General features: G+C 64.1%; 11 protein-coding genes. 8 read left to right on the forward strand and 3 right to left on the reverse strand.

Features of this window, described 5'->3' with window-relative positions; translation table 11 throughout:
• Positions 1–15 precede the first annotated feature (15 nt).
• Genes FHT37_RS15775 through FHT37_RS15785 form a run of 3 tightly spaced genes read left to right on the forward strand, consistent with a single transcriptional unit; the run spans position 16 to position 3981 of the window.
• Positions 16–1485, forward strand: coding sequence for a class I SAM-dependent DNA methyltransferase (locus FHT37_RS15775; RefSeq protein ID WP_183482718.1), 1470 nt, complete (start codon positions 16–18; stop codon positions 1483–1485).
• Positions 1482–3107 (forward strand): restriction endonuclease subunit S, encoded by a 1626-nt coding sequence (locus FHT37_RS15780; protein ID WP_183482720.1) that lies wholly within the window; start codon positions 1482–1484, stop codon positions 3105–3107. Before FHT37_RS15775 ends, FHT37_RS15780 begins: the two co-directional genes overlap by 4 nt.
• Positions 3108–3156: 49 nt before the next feature.
• A complete protein-coding gene (locus tag FHT37_RS15785) occupies positions 3157–3981 on the forward strand; it encodes a hypothetical protein (RefSeq protein WP_183482722.1) in 825 nt (274 codons plus the stop codon).
• Here the strand turns inward: FHT37_RS15785 and FHT37_RS15790 are convergent.
• Entirely contained in the window at positions 3938–4432 is a 495-nt protein-coding gene (locus FHT37_RS15790; protein ID WP_183482724.1) for a DUF488 family protein, read from the reverse strand. The two genes, FHT37_RS15785 and FHT37_RS15790, sit on opposite strands and share 44 nt — an antisense overlap.
• 220 nt (positions 4433–4652) lie before the next feature.
• Between FHT37_RS15790 and FHT37_RS15795 the strand changes: the two genes are divergently transcribed.
• The 4 genes from FHT37_RS15795 to FHT37_RS15810 are packed head-to-tail and all read left to right on the forward strand — an operon-like array spanning position 4653 to position 10948.
• The gene (locus tag FHT37_RS15795; RefSeq protein ID WP_183482726.1) at positions 4653–5447 is read left to right on the forward strand and encodes a hypothetical protein; all 795 of its coding nucleotides are present in this window, start codon (positions 4653–4655) and stop codon (positions 5445–5447) included.
• Complete coding sequence (locus FHT37_RS15800; RefSeq protein WP_183482728.1) at positions 5425–7638, forward strand: DDE-type integrase/transposase/recombinase; 2214 nt, start codon at positions 5425–5427, stop codon at positions 7636–7638. The genes FHT37_RS15795 and FHT37_RS15800 overlap by 23 nt, the downstream gene beginning before the upstream one ends.
• On the forward strand, positions 7635–9218 hold the full coding sequence (locus FHT37_RS15805) for an AAA family ATPase (protein WP_183482730.1): 1584 nt from the start codon (positions 7635–7637) through the stop codon (positions 9216–9218). Before FHT37_RS15800 ends, FHT37_RS15805 begins: the two co-directional genes overlap by 4 nt.
• Positions 9219–9223: 5 nt before the next feature.
• Positions 9224–10948: a TnsD family Tn7-like transposition protein gene (locus FHT37_RS15810; RefSeq protein ID WP_183482732.1), complete on the forward strand. Its 1725-nt coding sequence runs from the start codon at positions 9224–9226 to the stop codon at positions 10946–10948.
• A gap of 189 nt (positions 10949–11137) precedes the next feature.
• Here FHT37_RS15810 and FHT37_RS15815 read toward each other — a convergent pair whose 3' ends face one another.
• Positions 11138–15469: a hypothetical protein gene (locus FHT37_RS15815; protein ID WP_183482734.1), complete on the reverse strand. Its 4332-nt coding sequence runs from the start codon at positions 15467–15469 to the stop codon at positions 11138–11140.
• A 129-nt stretch (positions 15470–15598) separates the two neighbouring features.
• Positions 15599–16558 (reverse strand): DNA-binding protein, encoded by a 960-nt coding sequence (locus FHT37_RS15820; protein WP_183482736.1) that lies wholly within the window; start codon positions 16556–16558, stop codon positions 15599–15601.
• 107 nt (positions 16559–16665) lie between these two features.
• Here FHT37_RS15820 and FHT37_RS15825 point away from each other — a divergent pair, with 107 nt between their 5' ends.
• Positions 16666–17772, forward strand: coding sequence for a tyrosine-type recombinase/integrase (locus tag FHT37_RS15825; RefSeq protein ID WP_183482738.1), 1107 nt, complete (start codon positions 16666–16668; stop codon positions 17770–17772).
• The last annotated feature ends 91 nt before the right edge of the window (positions 17773–17863 follow it).

Consider the following 17863-nt stretch of genomic DNA (forward strand, 5'->3'; position numbering starts at 1 on the left):
CACCCAGCAGAACCAATGTCCATCAGTACATCGATCAAGTCCATTCAAGACATCATGCGCAAGGACGTGGGCGTCGACGGCGACGCCCAACGCATCGGCCAGCTCGTCTGGATGCTGTTCCTCAAGATCCTCGACGACCGTGAGCAGGAGTGGGAACTGCTCAACGACAGCTACAACAGCCCCCTGCCCGAGCAGTACCGTTGGCGCAACTGGGCTGCTGACCCTGAGGGCATCACTGGTGAGGAGCTGAAGAGCTTCATCGACAACGAGCTCTTCCCCGGCCTGCAGAACCTGCAGATCCACAGCACGACGCCCATGGCCTACGTGGTTCGCGCGGTCTTCGAGGACGCCTACAACTACATGAAGAGCGGCCAGCTGATCCGCCAGGTGCTCAACAAGATTCAGGCTGCCATCGACTTCAACAAGGCACAGGAGCGCCATGCCTTCGGAGACATGTACGAGCAACTGTTGCGCGACCTGCAGAGCGCCGGCAACGCGGGCGAGTTCTACACGCCTCGGCCCGTCACCGAATTCATGGTGCGCATGGTCGACCCCAAGCTCGACGAGAAGGTGTTGGACCCGGCCTGCGGCACCGGCGGCTTTCTGACGTGCAGCATCGAGCACAAGCGGCGCCACTACGTGAAGACGCCCGAGGACGAGCGCACGCTGCAGGCCAGCATCTACGGCTTCGAGAAGAAGCCCCTACCCCACCTGCTGGCTACTACCAACATGGTGCTGCACGGAATCGAGGTGCCCAGCAACATTAAGCACGACAACACGCTGAGCAAGCCGTTGATCAGTTGGGGGCCGCGCGACCGGGTGGACTGCATCATCGCCAACCCGCCTTTCGGTGGCATGGAAGAAGACGGCATCGAGACCAACTTCCCCGCAGCGTGGCGTACGCGGGAGACGGCCGACCTCTTCCTCGTGCTGATCATGCACCTGCTCAAGGATGGCGGGCGCGCTGCGGTGGTGCTGCCTGACGGCTTCCTGTTCGGTGATGGCATCAAAAGCCGCATCAAAGAGAAACTGCTGACGGAGTTTGACCTGCACACCGTGATCCGCCTGCCAAAGGGTGTGTTCAACCCGTACACCGGCATCAAGACCAACCTGCTCTTCTTCACCAAGGGCCGGCCAACCAAGAATGTCTGGTTCTACGAGCACCCCTATCCCGACGGGGTCAAGAACTACAGCAAGACGCGACCTATGCGCATCGAGGAGTTCGCCATCGAGGAAGCCTGGTGGGGTAGCGAGGTGGACGGCTTCGCCGCGCGCGTGGAGAACGAGTTCGCCTGGAAAGTGCCAGTGACCGACATTCAAGCGCGCGGCTGGAGCCTAGATATCAAGAACCCGCATCGGGACCAACAGCTGGGCCACAACCCTGACGAGCTCTTGGCTGAGTACCGACAGATGCAAGCAGAGATCGACAAGCTGCGTGAGCAGCTAAAAGCCTCGCTGGGTCTGGCCTTGGAGGGGCGGGCATGACGGCTGCAGTGTTGGATCAACTTTCGCTGCTGGCTGGTGCGCCGGGAGGGATCGCGCAGCTGCGACGCCTCATTCTTGACCTCGCGGTCACGGGAAAGCTGGTGCTGCAAGAGGCCGCCGACGGTTCCGCAAAGGCGCTGGTTGCACAGATCGCCGCCGTCAAAACTGCTCTAGGCCAAAAGGGCAAAAATCGCGGCAAGGCAATGCCTCCAAGCGATCCATCTGGTTATGAACTGCCCACCGGATGGGTTCACGTCCGGCTTGACGATCTGACCACGAAGTTGGGGGCTGGCAGCACTCCCCTCGGTGGCAAGCAGGTCTACACGCCGGACGGCGTGATGTTCCTTCGATCCCAGAATGTCTGGAACAACGGCCTACGGCTGGATGACGTTGCACGCATTCCATCGACCATCCACAACGGCATGGCGGGTACGCATGTTGTCGGGGGCGACTTGCTCTTCAATATCACCGGTGCATCGATTGGCCGCTGTGCGATGGTCCCTTCGAACTTCGAGGGCGGCAACGTAAGTCAGCATGTCGTGATTGTGCGTCCGGCCCTGTCTGAGCTGCAGCCCTATCTGCACAAGGTCTTGGTTTCAGATCTCGTGCAAGACGCTGTGATGGCCGAGCAGGTTGGGGTTTCCCGGGAAGGGCTTAGCGTTGCCAAGCTTGCTGCGTTCAAGATCCCGCTCCCACCGCTTGCCGAGCAGCGCCGTATCGTTGCGAGGGTCGATGAACTGATGGCCCTGTGCGATCGCCTGGAAGCACTGCAGCAGAGCGCCGAAGCCGCACACGCCCGGCTGGTGCAGGCGCTGCTGGACAGCCTCATCCAAGCGCCCGCAGCCGGCGAGAGCCTGGCCGTCTGGCAGCGGTTGGCGGAACAGTTCAAGTCGCTCTTCACTACAGAGGCCAGCATCGATGCGCTGGAAGCCTCGATACTTCAGTTGGCTGTCACGGGAAGGCTGACGGGTCAGGCCACGCCACTTGCACCGCCGGTTGATAACGAGCCGGGTCTTCCCCGGCTGGCGGCGGGCTGGATGTACCGCCCGTTCAACGAGCTGATCGATCCCGAGCGGCCCATCGCCTACGGTGTACTGGTACCCGGTGCAGAGGTGGATGGTGGGGTTCCCTTCGTTCGCATCGCCGACCTCAGTATTCAGTCCCCAGGCCACCTGCCCGAAAAAACCATCGCGCATGACGTCGACGCTAAGTTCAGGCGAACGCGCTTGGTCGGCGGCGAGATTCTCATGGGTGTTGTCGGAAGCGTCGGCAAGTTGGGGGTCGCACCAGCGAGCTGGGCTGGGGCGAACATCGCCCGCGCCATCTGTCGCATCGTGCCCGCACCTGGTGTCAACAAGGACTATGTACTGCTGCTTCTACGCAGCGGGCTGATGCGACGGCAGTTTCTCGGCGATACGCGAACCCTTGCGCAACCGACCCTTAACGTGGGCCTCATTCGCGCTGCCAAGGCGCCTGTGCCGCCACCAGCCGAGCAGGAACGCGTCGTACGCGTTGCTCACGCGATGTTGGCCTTCTGCGATCAGTTAAAGCCCCGCATCGCCAACGTGCGTGCCAAACAGTCGCAACTTGCCGAGACGCTGGTGGAGGCCGCCTTGGCCTAACCAGCCCGTTCAACCAAGCCGCGCGCCACGGCACACACGGGAGACTCAAGTGGCAACAGACCACCAACGCATCCTCATACTCTGCAAGACCTATCCCTCGCCCAGCGCACGCTACGTCGAGACTTCGTGCGTGGCGGGCATGGCCGAGGACGGGCGGCTGGTCCGCCTGTTCCCCGTGCCGTTCCGGTTGGTGGAGGATGATCAGCAGTTCAAGAAGTGGCAGTGGGTCAGCGCGCGGGTTCGCAGGGCGCAGGACGATGCCCGGCCAGAGAGCCACCGGGTCTCTGTCGACACCATCCAACTGGAAGGCGAGCCTCTGCCAACCCGCGACCACTGGATCGCGCGGCGGGAAGTGATCAAGGGCGTGCCGGTGTTCGACTCGTTCTCGGCGCTCGATGCTGCGCGAGATGCAGATGGTGTGACGCTGGGCCTCGTGCGGCCGGGTCGGCTGCTGGGCCTAGACATCACGCCCGTAGACAACCCGGAATGGACCGAGGACGAGAAGGCGAAGCTGTTGCAAGAGCAGCAACAGGGCAACCTGTTCGATGCCGATGAAGACCAGCGAACGTTGAAGACGCTGAAGAAGCTTCCTTTCGACTTCCACTACCGCTACGAATGCCAGACCGAAGCCGGTCCGGTCGAGTACAGGCACAAGGTGGTGGACTGGGAAGCCGGCGCGCTGTACTGGAACGTGCATCGCCGTGAAGACTGGCAAGCGGCGTTCCGCCAGAAGTTCGTGACCGAATTCGGCGATAAGGACGTGCTGTTCCTGATGGGCACCATCCACCGCTTTCCCAAGCAGTGGTTGATCGTCAGCGTGCTCTACCCGCCTAGGCTGCCAGAAGTGCTGGCGCGTCAGCAACCACTGTTCTAGCGGTCAGATGCTGCACGGCCGGCCCACCGGCCTGATGTGCGGCGCGGGCTACGTAGGTGCGGTGGCAAAAGCCGAAATCTGCCTCGAAGCAAACCAGGCAAGCCGTCTGCGCCTGCGTCGCCCTAGCCAAGTCCGCGATTTCGGCTTGCTGTGTGGCAAGGTGAGCCAGGAACCCGCGGGTGTAGACCTGCCAATCACCATCCGCCTTGTAGCGGTCCCTCACTGGCTTAGGACAGCCCAACGCCGGGCGGTGCTCGTAGGCGATGCCAGCAGTCGCCAGCGCCTCACGAAAGGCCGTCTTCGAGAAACCCTTTTTGCGCGACAGCGGCAGCTCACGCACGTCCACGATCAGCTGTACGCGCGCCTGCTTGAGACGTTCGATGAACGCCTCAATAGGCAGGCCTTCGTAGCCGAAGGTGAAAAGGGCAGCGCGCCGGGACTGAGTAGCCAAGATCAATTCTCAAAAGCAGGTAGGTCCAAGAGCGTACCGGAGATGGCTGCGCGACGCGCCAGCGGTGTCTCCACCGCGAGTCGCGGTTGTCTCGGACTCTATTGGCACGTCTCAGACATTAATGGCACGGAACAGAAGCGTTGGCGGACAAATATTCCTGAAAATCTCAGAATCTTTGCCTAGCCTGTGTCCTATGGAATGGCCAGACAAATCGGTGTCAATGTTGCCCCACATCGCCGCTCGAGTTGAGCGAGGTTTCGGATGCGGCTCCCGCAGCACCTACCGAGGCTGGGAGGACTTCCGGACGCGTTCAAACAAGGGCAGCGCGCGCAACTTCGAGTGCTCTCTGACCGGCCGCCGTGTGGATCTGCCATCCGCAGCGCACCTGGCTTACTTCTTCCTCCAAGAACGGCGGAGCGCAGTGCGATCGATCGAACAGTGCTTCCCGTTCCTCGATATCGCCGAAAGTCTCGCGATCTGCGCCGAGTTCGGACTCGTTCACCAAGCCAAGGGCCTTCGGCCCGAGCCCTACACGCTCGATTTCTTGCTTCGGGAGTCCGCTCAAGATGGATCTACCCGCTTCCAGGGACGCACGTTATCGAGCAGTGATGCCGGACCAGGCGCGTTTTCTGAGCTCGACGTGATCCAAGAGTTGTGCAAGCGGCACGGCGTGACGTGGCGGATCGTGCCGTTGGCCCCGCTACAGGACGCAACGCTTCTCGATTCTTTGCTGTTCGCCCGAGCCTGGATTCGTGAGCGTTTCGATCCTGATCGGTCGGGGGACGACGAGTTTCCCTCCAAGTTTCTCGAGGTGCATCGCGGCGGCCTTACCCTCAAAGAGTGCCTGGAGGCTGTCGTGAGGCGAACTGGAGGGTCCTTGGGAAGGGCCACGTCGATTTTTCGCCACGCGGTGTGGACGGGTCGCATTGACGTTGACTTCACCAAGGAGCTCTCGCTACGCGCGCCGGTCGAACTGCTCACGGGGGATCGTCATGGACTTCACTCCGAGCGATGACCGATCGGTGCGTGCGTTGCGCGTCGTCGAAGTGTCCGGCGAGACTGAGGCGTCCTTTTATCGCATCACCCACGTCTTTAACTCGACGATCTTTCTGATGCGAGTGAAATCAGCGGAACAGGCGGTCAACGCGCCACGACCGCAGCCCTGGCCAAGAGCGAGACTGCTGCACCTCATCGAATCGAAGCAGGCGCGCTTCGGCACACTCAGTCTGCCACCGGAGTTGGCGAACTGTCCGGATCCAGGGACCGATGAGGATGCGGAGGTCTCCGCATCCATGGAGGTGATTCAACCGCTGCTCGATGCGTTCGAGCGTGAGGAGAACTTGGGGCGTACCTTCACATCGCGAATCGCTCTCCGTGCAAAAACGCTGGCACTCCCAAGGAGCCTAGTGTCACGACTGCTGCTTCGATTCTGGTACTTCGGCGGAGTGCGTTACGGCGTCCTCCCCTTGCGCCGAGGGCCAAAACCCCTTTCAGCCCTCGAAGACTCTTTACAAGGGAGGCCGCAAGAGGATCGGCCTCGCCGGCGAGGTCGTCGCCCCCTCACCACTGGATCAGAGAAGCCGTCCAACTGGGCGCCGATTGAGGCCGACATCGACGACATGGAGCGCGCCGCGGAGCGTTGCATCAGGGATGGAAAGCGCTCCATCGAGGAGATCACGAAGGCGTACATCCGCACGGAGTTTAGGCGCCGCTATCCCGAGCAGTATGCAAGCTACATGCGGGGTGAGACGACGGACCCGGTAACCCAACGCATGGTTGCCTATCGACTTCGAACACGAGACAGCCTCAGCGCAGCGCTACGCGCCGCGGTGCCCGCGTTGGACCGGGCGCGGTCTCAACGCGCGCTGCACGCGCTTGGTCCAGGCGACGTGTATGAACTAGATGCCACCGGGGGGCAGATCGTGATCGTGGACCGAAAGGACCCGCGCAAGATTCTCAAACGGCTCACAATCTACATCCTTGTAGACCGCTGGTCTCGATACGTCGTGTCGGTGTATGTCTCGCTAAGAGCGCCTTCGGCCGAAGGGGTCCGGAAGACCCTGCGCATCGCGTTCACCTCCCGGCTGCCTCGATTCAAGCTGCTCGGCGTCAACGTCGACGACCAAACCTGGCCTCCAGCCGTGATCCCCGCGCAGATCGCTGTCGATCGAGGCCCGGACATGATTGCCGAAGCCACCGTGGCCCTCGCGGTGCGAGACCTGAAGACGAACTACGTGGTTTTGCCGCCGTTTACGCCGGACGGTAAAGCCATCATTGAGCGCTTGAACCGGACCCTCAAGGCGAAGATGAAGGCGAAGGGTCTCAAAGGCCTATACGAGAAGTTCACGACGCTCCCTAAACTGAAGGGCTCTATGCGCGCCGCGCAACTCGTCGCCTGCCTGTCGCTGCGCGAGGTCTATCGAGAGCTCTTGGACATCGTGGACGACTACAACCATTCGATCCACCACGGACTCAAGGAGCGTGTTGTCGAATTGTCCCAGAACGGGGTTGCCGCGACACCGCATGCCGCCTATGTTTGGGGCTTGGAAAACATTTCTGGCGGCGATCGCAGCGTATTGGATCGCCTCACCTACGACCGTCTGACGCTACGTACGGTGCAGGTCAAGATGAAGAACGGAGTTCTCGTCTGGGAGAAACTTCGCTTCTTCCCGAACAACCATGCCGCACTGCGTATATCTCAATCGGGGCGGCCCCGCTCAGCGGCCCGCACCACGGATGGCACGATATCGGCCAAGGTGGACGACACCTCGCCGACCAAGCTCTGGATGGTCACCAGTGATGCGCAGTGGCCGGAGTGGGTGCTGGACAGCGCCGGCATGGCAATCGTGGCGCAGCGATCGATCGAAGAACGCGAGGAGCTCGGCGCTGCCCACGCCGTTGACGCTGCGGCAGCCCGACGCAACGCTCTGCGCAGGGTGCTGAGCAAAGACGATGAGAGGCTCAGTTCCCCGAAAGCGCGGGCTGCGCCGAAGACGGCCGTGTCCGATGTCGAGCTCCGTGCGTGCAGCGCTGCCGCTTCGAGCGAGCTCGACGATGAACTGATGGTGAGTTCTGGAAGGAATGCGCCGCGCGCAAAGGCCTCATCGACAGGCATCTCGCCGCCCCCGCGCAAGGCGACGCTGGCAGCAGCGGCTCAGGACGAGATGGATGCGCTGGTACGCAGACTTGGAAGGACTCGCAAATGAGCACCATGATTCGGTACGAGGAGATCCCGGCGAAATACCACTCCTATCCTGGCGCTCGGTTCAAGAACAACAAGCTGATAGAGGCTCTTCCGATCTGGCGCGGGAGTAAGGACGATCTGCTGCTTGACCTCCAGCATGAGCCGCCCAAACCCGATTCCAGAACCCGCCGACTCTCCGAGTTGATCCGGCAGGGTGAGCTAGGCACCATCGGCGACATCCTGTATGGTCGACCCGCCTATCGCGAGGCGGCAAGCGCCATCATCACCAACCTGAAGGAGTCCTACGCGGGGCGCGGCATTGCGAGCGCAGATGATCTGCGTCGACGCCATCAGATCGCCGCCTGTACCGTCGACCAACTCGGCCCCCTTGATCGGCCAGTCGAACTGTCCGACGTGGCCAAGTTCCGATTGGGCTGGCGACAAACTGCGCCGGGTTATGGCTTGTTTGGCGCCACCGGGACCGGCAAGACCTCCTTGCTCAACGCACTGATGCAACGTTTGGCTGTGGTCATCCGTCACAAGAGCACGGTCGATGGAATGCCATCGGAGTTTGTCCAGATTCCAGCGATCCGGGTTCAAGTGCCCTTTGACGCGACGCTGCGGACGTTCTGCATCCGCTTCTTCGAGCAGGTCGACTTCGCATTGAATCAAGACCTATACGGCGCCCAAGCCCGACGCCATAGAACCGTCGGTGCCATGGTGCTGCAGCTGTTCAAGGTTTGCTCGGCGATCAATCTGGGAATGCTCATCGTCGATGACTTCCAAAATCTGCGCGCGGCCCGCGGCCCGAGTGTCGTCATCGCCTTGAACCTCTTCTCGCTGCTCATGGAGATTTCTGGCATTGGCCTGGTGATTGCCGCCACGCCGGCCGCCGGCGCACTGCTCGAAACGAATTCGCGCAACCTGCGCAAACTCACCTCCGGCGGCGCTCAACTGCTGGGCATGATGGCGCAGGGCTCGGCGGAACTCGTCGAATTTCAAGATGTCCACGCCCCATACCAATACACGCGACACGTCGCGTCACTCGACGACGAACTGCGCCGCGCTTGGCATCAAGCCAGCGGCGGCAATCCCGCTTTCGCTTCGCTGGCGTTCACCTGCGCGCAAAGACATGCCATCGGCGGCTCCGAGAGCCTGTCTAGGCAGGAGTTCGAGCACGCAATGAACTACGAGATGGCCTTGCTGCGGCCGGCCGTCCGGGCGCTCATCAGCCAGAACCCCGCCGATTTGCAGGCGTTCGAAGACTTGATCTTCCGCAAGGAGTTGACCTCGCTTCTGGAGGCGATGCACATCAATCCGAATGGCGCCCCTGCGGACAATTCAGAACTCGATGACGAGGACGTCCCAACGAAGCGCGCCGCCTTTGGAGCAACGGCCTGCTCGAAGGGAGCTTCTCCAGCGGCCGCAAAGGTAAAGAGGGAACAAAAGGGTGTGACGGGGAGAGCGAGGACGCGCGACGCGAGTGTTGCGAGTGGCAGCGATCGCACTGGGATTGCCACGCATGAGCGACCATCAGCTACGTCGCGGAGCGAGTCCCTTCCCACTGAAGACCCCTTGTCGCTGATGCGCCTGCTCCACTGAACGCGATGCTGGCTTGCCTGGTCAGTCCGCTCCCCGACGAGTTGATCTGTTCCTGGGTGGCACGAATCATCGCGCTGAACGCGCTTGGCGACGCCCGTGCGAGCATGGCGGTTGTGTTGGGGCAGCGACACGCACGCATCAGCGTCGATCTGCCGGGTCGGCTGGGTACCCTGGCACAGCGACTACTTCCGGGCCACAGCACCTTGGGCGCTGGCGGCCTGCTGGAGCTCCACACCCTCTTTCCGCACTTCAGGACGTTCTTGCCCGCATCGCGCTGGCCGGCGTTGCGCGACACCGCCATCTCCGGTGTCAACGCGATGCTTAAGGCCCGGTTGGGAGTGCTTGCGCATGGCGTCGGCGCGTCGCCGCCTTGGAGGTCCTGTGCGGCGTGCGATGCAGCGAGCATGGCAACGTGGAACGTCGCGTACTGGCACCGATGCCATCATTTGCCCGGGGTTCACGTCTGCGCTCGCCATGGCACTCCCCTGACGGAATGGCTGCGGCAAGCGCGGCAGGGTCATGCGGCCCGGCTGCCACTGCCCGGCAATTTCATGGCTGCGCTAGCCCCGGCGCTGGCCCATTCTCAATCGCACTATCACCTGGCCAAACTGTCTGAACAGACCATGCGCTGGACCGGGCCGAGCTTCGCGCCTGCGATCGCACGGAGGGTCTATGTCGCCGAACTCACGCGCCGAGGATGGACCAGACGCGGCGGAGCCCCGGCCTGCGAGCCGCTGATCGAAGCGCTTCTTGAGGCGTTCGCGACTTTGCCCGAACTCGCCCCGGGCGGCCGCCTAGCCGTGCGTTCCGACGGTCGCATGCCCTGGGTTCAAGGGCTTCTTGTGCGACGTGAGCGTTTTCACGCCCCGCTATGTCACTTGTTGGTGATGAGCGTGCTGTTCGGAAGCTGGCAGCGGTTGACCAGGCGCTGGGCGCAGGCGGATGACGCCCTCGCGCTCGCCGACGCGAGTGCGTCCAGCGCGCTGGAGGTATCAAGCGTGTCGCAGCCCACGCAACGTCCGATCACGGCAACGTGTGCGACGACAGACGCTCCACGGGCGGAGATTCCCTCAGCCGCTTTGGACCTGGTCCTTTCATGCCGCACGGCTGCCGTGTGCTGCCACTGGAGCGTGCATGCCATCGTCGCCCATCGGCGAGCCGCCGGACTCCCGGTGTCTGCCCGGCCGCGCAGAGCGCTGCAATCGGCCAAGGCTGAACTGCTCGAGCTACTTGCCCAGGGAATCCCAGTCGCCCAAGCGGCTCGCCGCAGCCGCGTGTCGGCGAGTACTGCCTATCGTGCGCTCGCGGAACGACCCGCGCTCCAGTGCGCGCGCGAGGCCGCAGGCAGGCATCTGGCGCTGCAGCGATATCGACGCACCTGGCTATCCCTGACCAGAACCCATCCAGACTGGGGGCCTAAGCGCACTCGGCAGGCGGCGCAAGCCACCTATGCCTGGCTCTATCGCAACGACCGAGACTGGTTGCAGGCACACAAGCCTTCGGGCACAACCGCACAGCATCGCCCGGCCCGCGTGGACTGGTCGCAGCGCGATGCGGACCTGGCCGCGGCACTGGAGCGCAGCATTCGTACGCTGGATGCGGGCGCTGCGGTCAAGTTGACGGTCACTCAACTGGTGGGATTGGTGCTCCCTCACAGTTCGGCTCGCAGGCACGCCGCGAAGCTGCCGTTGCTGATGGCCTGCGCCGCGCGCCACGCGCGTCGAGGCTGAGCCGCACCGTCTGGCCTCTGCGAACGACTTCGGCTGGTTTTTCCACGGGCACTGACTCACGACGAGACAGCTCTTGACCCATTCGACCCGCAGACATGCCGCACCAGGCGTACCAACTGTTCCCGAAGCGAGATATGGGCCAGGCGCAAAAGCCTAACCTGTGGTCGCGTTGGATCAATCTCGGCATCCCTACGGACCGGCGCAGCTTGAAACGTCGATCACGCAGATTTCAGGCTGCGGCCCGTTCATGGACGAACCTCGGATGGATTCGGCCATGACGCGGAGTCTTTCCACAAGCTGAGCAAAATCGATGAACGTCCCGTCTGGCAGCTGCCACCCTTTGGGCCTGAGCTTCTGATTCACCAGCAGCAGAATCCCTTCTCGACCGTCCTGGGCACGCAGGTATTGCCCGCACAGCTGCTTCGTCAAAGCGTCCTCCAACTCGGCCAACGACCAGCTTTCGGCGACCTTGATCTCGGTGGCGACGCTTACATCACTGACCCGCGAACGGAAACGCAGATCCGGTTCCTTCTCGTCCGCCACGTGGGGCTCACGTTCAATCGAGTAGGCCGTCCCCTGCAGCTGGCGCAAACGGTCCGCCACCCAGTTTTGAACTGCGCGCTCGTCGGGCAGCGCGCTGAGTGTTTTGCCTTGCTGGAAGTCGCCGTGAATGAGGTCGTGCTGCATGTCGGCCAAACGCAGCATGGCGGTGGCCTGAAGTTGCTTGCCGGTGGCCGGTTTGCGCTCAGCCGTCTCCTCGAATGCCGCGACCTCGGTGGCCCGCCAAGGCGTGTCTTCTGCATCCGCCGCAGCACGGCCATGAGCCATCGCTCGCAGCCGCTCTGCCGCGAAGGGCAGCTGATGCTGTGCAGCCATCCTGCTAATCGCATCGAAGGTCGCCTGCCCCGGGGTCTTGACCAAGGTGTCGAGTGCTGACGATCGGGCGGCTTCAGCGATGTCGCGCTCGTCGGGGGAATACACCCCCTTGTTGGCGCGATCCCGGTCCTCTTCTGGCTTGACGATGCGAAACGCCAGCGTGACCAGCCGCTCAAGGGTCGGCAGGTCCATGGACGCGGCGTGTGCCGGAATCCCGTACCAGTGTGAACCGAAGATGTGCGGCAGGACGCGCTCCACCAGCAGCGTCTTGTCCCGCTCGCCAAGCAAATCCAACTTCGCCGTCAGTGCATCCGTGGCACGGGCGGCGTCGATCGCATATGCCACCCCCAGGTACTGAGCGCTGATCTGCGGATCCTGGACGCTGTTGAACCGGTCAATGGCAAGCAGACAGAGCTGCGGCTTTTCGCCCTCAGGCACGCCCCGAACCAGGGTGGGCAAGAGCGGCCGCAGAGCGAGCGCGCCGAGCCCCGGTCGCGTCTGCACAGCGGGGTACAGATGCCGCCACATCAAGACAGCGACGGGTTGAGGGCTACGGTCAAGGTACTCCAGGATCTGGTGTTGCACGCCGGGCGCGGGATCATCGAGGTCGGCGATCGCCTCCTTGGCCAACACCTGCGCGACAGGTTCGGGCCAGACCGTGGCCAGGTCAAAGAGACAATTCGGAAAACCGTTGATCTCCAACGTCGCGAACTGTGCGGCGCGCACGGCCTCCTCGAGCGTCAGTTTCGCCGCCCAGTTCGGCCGATTGGACGCTTCCAGCGAGACCCCGGCGATACACATGCAATCGATGGTCGCAACCAGATTGCGTTCTCCCGGCTGGCGGTCGCTGAGCAACGTGGGCGTCCATTCCCGCCAGATCCGGGAGAGGCCCGCCAACAACGCCGCGGCGACCTCGTCGCCGACGACTGCCGCAATCGGCGCTACGCTGTCGATGGCGTAGCCGGACGTGCCGCGCGTTGCTTGACTCAGCAAACGCCAGAGGTTGTAGATGCGTTGATCGACGCCCCCTTCAGCAGTGGTGGGTGTCAACGTCCCGAGCTGGCCGGGATCGGCCCGGAGCCCGGAAATGAAATCGAACCAGGACTGCTCCCGCTCCGCCTGCGCCTCATCGCCTTTGCGGGTGAGTTCTGCAATCTCCCGCTCGGCCTGGAGCGCTTCCTCGGACTGCACGTGTGGCGTCAGCCACGCGGTGAAGGCCTCCTCCATCGACGGATCGGCAGCCGCGACCGCTTTGATGCGTTCTCGAAGGTGGTCGTCCTGATTGCCCTCGTGAAACCACAGCGCCAAGGCGGCGTTGATGGCAAGCCGCCTTTCGGATGCGCTTGCGCGTTGGGGCGCATCCGCCAGCAGCCACTCGACGTCGGGAAGCGCCAGCGTGGGGCCCCAGCCCAGGGCCTGCAGTTGGAAGGAATGCTCCAGCGGTTTCCCGTGCAGGTACTCGTGCTGGGCCAACCGGTCGGTCGCATGCCAAAACGCCAGGCGCCGTCGATCCTGTGAGCGGTTCACGACCTCGATCGCATCGCTCAGGCCATCCGTTTTGTGATGGTGATAGCTCAGGCGGCGATCGCTCAGGCGCAACAGCGCGTCCAGGACGGCCGGCGACACGCGGTCGTCCGGGGACAGCTCCAACGAACGCAGCGCCGCAGCGGCGAGCGCGGGGGCATATTGCGCCTCGGGCGACGAGAAATCGCTGATGTCGGGAGTGGGCTGCTGGGCCAACTGCTTCAGCAGGCCTGCGATCAGGCGATCCAGCTCTGCGGTGGTCCCCAGCCTGTTCACCAGCGTCTTGCCCTGCCAGTCCAGATTGAAGCCGCCCCCCTCGTCATCACCCAGCTTGATCGAGGCCAGGATGTTCAACAGGTCCTCGACACCGATCTTCCCGGGAAACAGCTCCTCGACGGCTTCCCAGACCGCCGTCGTCTCGATCGAGGCGCAGTCGCGTTTGATGTATTCCGCGTAGGCTTGAAGCAGCCGTTCGTCACCGCTGCCCAGCAACGCGCGTCCCGAGATGATGGTCGTGTACCTGTCCGGGTATCGCCCGAAGGCGACCTCCTGGACCAGGTCGAGGCACCCATGCAGCTTGCCCACCCAGATCAAGCGCAGAACGAACAGCCGGATCTCTTCGTCCTGATGGTTGGCGGCCCAGATCTCGCGCAACGTCGGCACGATGTCAGGCTGCGCGAACCGCGTCACGAGCGCCAGATCGAGCAGCGGCGTCTCTTCGTCCTGCTTCATCCGATCGACCAGTGTCAGCAGCGCCGTCCTGCGGACCGACGCGGGCAGGCTGGCCGGGTCACCTGCGGTGAAAAGCAGGTAGGGCGCCCGTCCCAGGACTTCCGTCGCCACGCTGTCATCCCACAAGCTCAACCAGGCGGCCGTCTCCTGCATGGAGGGCTTGACCAGGGCGACGCCGTAGGTGCGGGCGAACAGCAAGTCATGCAGTCGACGCTGGGACAGGTTGGCGTTGCGCAGGCGCAGCAGCCATCGCGCGGCCAGGTAGGCCCGAACGACACCCTCGTTGTCGTTGTGCAGCCGCGCGCGGCCGAATGTGGCCGGGTCAAACGCCGGACGGATCAGCAACTGGAGTCGTTCCTCCGGTGACCAGTCGGGAAGGACGTCTTCCAGCAGGATCGTTCCCTGCTGCGCATCGGCGGACGCTTCCATGTCCGGTATCGCGAGCAGGTGTCTACGCCCGAACACCATGGCCGCTCCCACCCGCTCCAGCGCCTGCCTGGCACGCGAATGGTCTAGCGTGCCGCGGCGGGCACGGTCCGGATCCACCTCGCGGCTGCGCTCGTTGAGGCTCTCGTCGATCATCGACGCCAGGCTGCCGAGCCGCCCATGCTGCCGCCAGTAGCGGACGATCCAGTCGAGGTCGAGGGGTCGCTTCGCAAAGGCCCACAGATTCCCGCTGTCGATGGCCTCAATCAGCGCTTGGACGTCGGGAACGCCTTTTCCGGTCGCATACCTACGCACTTGGTCGCTGTCCAGCGCGGCCATGACGACCACGATCGAGGTCTCTGGCGGCGGGAGCTCCGGTGCCTTCTCGTTGCGCAGCTGCTGACGGACCAGCGCTTCCAGGGACGGCGGCGGCGCCTGAACGTCCGCGGAAGGCAGCGGCAGCTCGTCATCGAAGCGGCGCGCGTCGCGTGCGAACTCCCAATCGGTGTGCCGTCCTGACAGCACGATGTGCGCGCGCGCTTCTGCGCCCATGATTCCTTCAGCCAGCTGGCGCAATGCACGCCCCAAACCGATGTTGTCGAGCTTGGCCTCGTCGATGGCGTCGATGAAGAACCATGCGGGGTCGCCGCCGGAGCGCCAGGTCTGCAAACGGGGTCGATCGGCGGGACGCAGCGCGCGCTCCAGCCCGTCGCGACCCACGTCTTGCACGGTGGCGTAGAACGAGGTCTTGCCCGCGGCGACCTGCAGTTTCGCTTGCGCGACGAGTTCGGTGGTCTTGCCGCTGCCGGCCTCCGCGAGGATGACCACACGGCGCTTGAGCAGCAGATCCGTCCAAGTCAGAGACTCGCTCGACAGTCGCCCGTTTCGAAGCCTGGAAGGGGTGGAGGTCGCGTCATCGCGCAACTCAGAGAAACGGCGATCCAGGGAAATCGTTGCAACCATGTGAGCGATCAAGCCTCGAGGGAGCTCGATTGTCGAGCCGAGCAGCGAAGGCGTCGACACACTGCCGCCGGTCGCCTCAGGTCGTCGCCGGTCGCCGGCGCCCGATGGGCCTCCCGCGTCGTCCGCCCCTCACTTCGCATGCCTGCCCAGCGTCCCCTTCGCATCGCTCTTGGTTCGCGCGCGCGGTGCGCGGCTGGGCTTGAGGGCGGCCAACAAGCGCTCCGCCAAAGCCAGCTGCTGGGTCAGCGCATGCGCGTCGCGCTGCGCCGCGCCCTGCCCAGCCAGGGCGCTCGCCAGTTGCGCGGAGAGCTGATCCCGGTCGCTTTGCAGACGTCCCAGCGCTTGCTCGCGCTCCTCGTGCTGCGATTGCAGGCGGGCCAGGCACTCGGCATTGGCTAGGTCGGCCGCGTGCGCTTGCTCGCGGACCTCCTGCAGCGTCGCGTCCAGCGCCTCTGCCCGCCGCTCCGTCTTGAGGCGGTGCTGGCGCTCGGCGTCCAAATCCTGCGCCAGGCGTCGTTGATTCGCTTGAGCGTGGTCCTGGGCCTCGCGCAGCGACTGCGCACTGTCGGCGAGTTGCCGCTCAAGCTGCTCGTGGGCGCGGTCGACGCGCTCGCGCAGCTCGCCCGCCTGGTGTTGCGCATCAAGCAGCTGCGCACGTGCGACCGCGTGCTGCTCCCGCTGTGCGTCGTTCTGTTCCCGCAGTTCCGCCAGTGTTTGGCGCAGTTCCTGCGCCTGGGCTTGGGCGGTGCGCTCGGACGTCATCGCGGCGTCCCGTTGCTCATGCGCCTGCGCCAGGCCCTGCTGCAATCGCGCGTCGAAGTCCCCGCGCGCCTGCGCCGAGGCGGTCTCCCACAGTTGGCGCGCCAGCTCCAGCACGGGCTCGGGCAGATCCGCCGCGAGCGAGAACGCCTGCGGGTCGGCCAGACGTGCGCCCAGACCCTTGAACCACGTGTCGAGCATGGGTCCCACGGTGTTGGGCGAGCCCCGGCCCATCTTCTGGCGGACGCGTTCGATGGTCGGACGGTCGCCCTGCACCAGCAGCGCGTCACACGCGGACCAAACCTCCTGGGACGTCACGCCTTTGGGCACCGGGGCACTCCTTGTTTTCGCGAGGCCGCTCGCCTAGCTTTACCCTCGATAAGAGATCGTTATCGCAATTAGCAAGCCGTCAGCGTTATACATCCTACAGCGCACATATGGGAATCAACCAATTACGGGTGCCCGCCGTGGTTTTGTCCACAGCGGCCGACGTGCATGTAGCGCTTGATCCGGCGGCGTTGGACGCTGCAGCCGAGGCCGCCGAGCACGCCCTGCTGCGCCAGGGCCACAGCGACAACACGGCGCGCAGTTACCGCTCGGCGCTGCGCTATTGGGCGGCCTGGTTCCAGCTGCGCTACGGCCGCGTGCTGACGCCGCCGGTGGCGGCGACGACCGTCGTGCAGTTCATCGTCGACCACGCGCAGCGCCTAGACCGCGACGGTCGCCTGGTGCACGAGCTTCCGCCTGCCGTCGACCAGGCACTTGTGCAAGCTCACTTCAAGGCGCGTCTGGGTGCTCCGGCGCTAAGCACGCTCGTGCACCGCGTCGCGGTGTTGTCCAAGGTACACCGCGTGCAGGCTCTCGAGAACCCTTGCGAGCAGCCGCGCGTGCGCGACCTGATGGCGCGCACGCGGCGTGCCTATGCCAAGCGCGGCGCGCTGCCACACAAGGCCGCGGCGCTGACCCGCGATCCGCTGGAAGCGTTGCTGGCCACCTGCGACGACTCACTCACCGGGCTGCGCGACCGCGCCCTGCTGCTGTTCGCATTCGCTAGCGGTGGTCGCCGCCGGTCGGAGCTGACTGCCGCGACGCTAGAAAACACTCGCCGCCAACCCGGCGGCAGCTACGTCTTCGAGTTGCGACACTCCAAGGGCAACCCCCAAGGCCAGGATCGGCCCGAGAATCACAAGCCGGTGGTGGGCCGCGCCGCCGCCGCACTCAACGACTGGCTGGTGGCCAGTCGCATTACCGCCGGGCCGATCTTTCGGCGCGTGCGCCGAGGAAGCCGCGTCGGGGAGCCCCTCGCGGCAGCAGCCGTCCGTGACGTGGTGCGCAAGCGCAGCAAGCAAGCCGGGCTGACTGCAGCGTTCACCGCCCACTCCCTTCGATCTGGCTTCGTCAGCGAGGCGGCGCTGCAAGGTGCCTCACTAGGCGAGACCATGGCCATGACCGGGCATCGTTCGACAGCAGCGTTGCTCGGCTACTTCCGCCCCGTCGGCGTGACCTCATTCGCAGCTCGGCTGTTGGATACACCTCGCCGCTGAGCCATGGGACGGCATCGGTGCCTCGTCGAAAGGGTGTCGTGAACTCAGCAAGACCTCCCTCTTCGCTGACCTGCGCGCATGAGCAGAACTT

The organism is Mitsuaria sp. BK037, assembly GCF_014193045.1.
In the GTDB taxonomy this organism is placed as follows: domain Bacteria; phylum Pseudomonadota; class Gammaproteobacteria; order Burkholderiales; family Burkholderiaceae_C; genus Roseateles.